We start from the raw sequence: 1,819 nt of genomic DNA, 5'->3' as shown, positions 1-1,819 counted from the left end.
GTCCCCGGCCCCGCCGCCGCGGACACCCGCCGTCCCCCGTGGCACGGGCCGCGGAGCGCGCGGAGGCGCTCTTTCCGGAGACGGCGTCGCTGGGTCCGCCGCCTGCGGAGGTGCTGCCCCGCTCGGAGGCCGTCGCCGCCGCACGCGAGGCGGTGCGGCGCAGCCGCGAGCGCCGGGAACGGGACGGGCGCGGGAGCGGCGAACGGGACGGGCACGGGAGTGGGCCGCCCGATCCACCCTCCCGACCTCCCGGCGGCACGGACCCGCCGGAGAGCCGCACCGGCGGGAAGCCGGCCGGGCCCGGCACCCCGCCGGAGCCCGGACAGGGAGCGGACGCCCCGGCCGCTCCCCGGCTCCCGGCTGGGGAGCGCGCCCGGCTCGCCATCCGCGAACGGCTCCCCGTATGGCTGCAGTCGAGATGTGGGATGGAGCTGAGGACCTTGCTGGCCCTGTCGGTGGTGCTGCTGGTCGCGGCCGGTTTCGCCGTGCACCACTTCTGGACGGGACGCCCGCAGCCCGTCGCGGCGCCCGAGCGGCCCCGGGGCACTCCGGCGGCCCCGGCGGCGGGGGAGCAGCCGTCCGGCGGCCCGCCGGGGTCCGGCGGTACCCCCGCAGCCGGGGCCCCGGGCAAGCGCCTGGTGATCGATGTCGTCGGGAAGGTGCAGGAGCCGGGCATCCAGCGGCTGCCGTCGGGCGCCCGGGTCGCGGACGCGCTGAAGGCCGCCGGAGGGCTGCGCAGCGGAGCCGACACCAGCGGTCTGAACCGCGCCCGGCCGCTTGTCGACGGCGAGCAGATCGTGGTGGGGAACGGCGCGCAGGACGGCGGGGCACCGACGCCCGCCCCCGGCACGGGCCCCGGCACCACTCCCGGCCCCGCCCCCGGGAGCGTGCCAGGCGCTGACGGAGCGTCCGGCGCCCCCGTCAGCCTCAACTCCGCGACGCCCGAGCAGTTGGAGACGCTCCCCGGCATCGGCCCGGTGCTGGCCCAGCACATCATCGACTACCGCACGGAGCACGGCGGGTTCACCTCGGTCGACCAGCTCCAGGAGGTCAACGGCATCGGCGAACGCCGCTTCGCGGACCTCAAGTCGCGGGTGAGCCCGTGACACCCGGGCCCCGCGCTGCGGGCCTCGGCGGGGTCAGACCGGCGGTGCACGCCGCTGCGCCGCACCCGCTGGGCTCCGCCGACCCCCGCGGCGAAGGCCCGCCGGACCTGCGGCTGATCCCGCCCGCGCTCGCGGCGTGGGCAGCGGCGGCGCTCGCGCTCGGCGCCTCCGGGGCCGGAGCGGCGGCCGGGATCGCGCTGTGCCTCCTGACGGCGGTGCTGCTGCTCGTCGCGGCTGTCCGAGGCGGTATCCGACAGCGCCCGCGCCCGGCCCCCGGGGCCCGGGGACCGGGCGGTGCCCCGGGGCCGGGCCGCTCACGGCGGGCGCTGCTGCTGGGGGCCGCCGTCTCCCTCCTGTGCGCCGCGGCGGGTGCCACCGGAGCCGCGCTGCACGCGGCCGATCTGCGCCGGGGCCCGCTGCCCCAGCAGGCCGAGCGGTACGCGCGTACGACGGCAGAGGTCACCGTCACCGGGGACCCCCGGCTCACCCGGCCCGAGGTGCGCGGTGCGCGCCGGTCCGCCGGTGTGGTGGTCATCCCCGCAGAGGCGGTCCGGACGGACACACCGGACGGCGGGAGCGCGGAGGTGCGGACACCGGTGCTGCTGCTCGTCACGGACACCGGGGACCGGCGCTCCGCCTGGCTCCGGCTGCTGCCGTCCACCCGGCTGCGGGTGGCGGCGCGGCTCGCGCCGCCGTCGCGGGCGGGGCCGGGC

The 1,819-nt window shown here is 79.9% G+C and carries 1 protein-coding gene and 1 pseudogene; both read left to right on the top strand.

Annotated elements, in window-relative coordinates:
* Nucleotides 1-1,106, top strand: a 1,106-nt coding sequence (locus G5C65_RS36610; protein WP_420903401.1) for a ComEA family DNA-binding protein, incomplete at its 5' end; no start/stop codon positions are given.
* Nucleotides 1,103-1,819, top strand: a pseudogene (locus G5C65_RS36605) (ComEC/Rec2 family competence protein); the annotation flags it as partial. The gene G5C65_RS36610 and the pseudogene G5C65_RS36605, both read left to right, overlap by 4 nt.

Source organism: Streptomyces boncukensis (assembly GCF_011045075.1).
Taxonomy (GTDB): Bacteria; Actinomycetota; Actinomycetes; order Streptomycetales; family Streptomycetaceae; genus Streptomyces; species Streptomyces boncukensis.
This window is presented reverse-complemented; position numbering and strand designations above follow the sequence as displayed.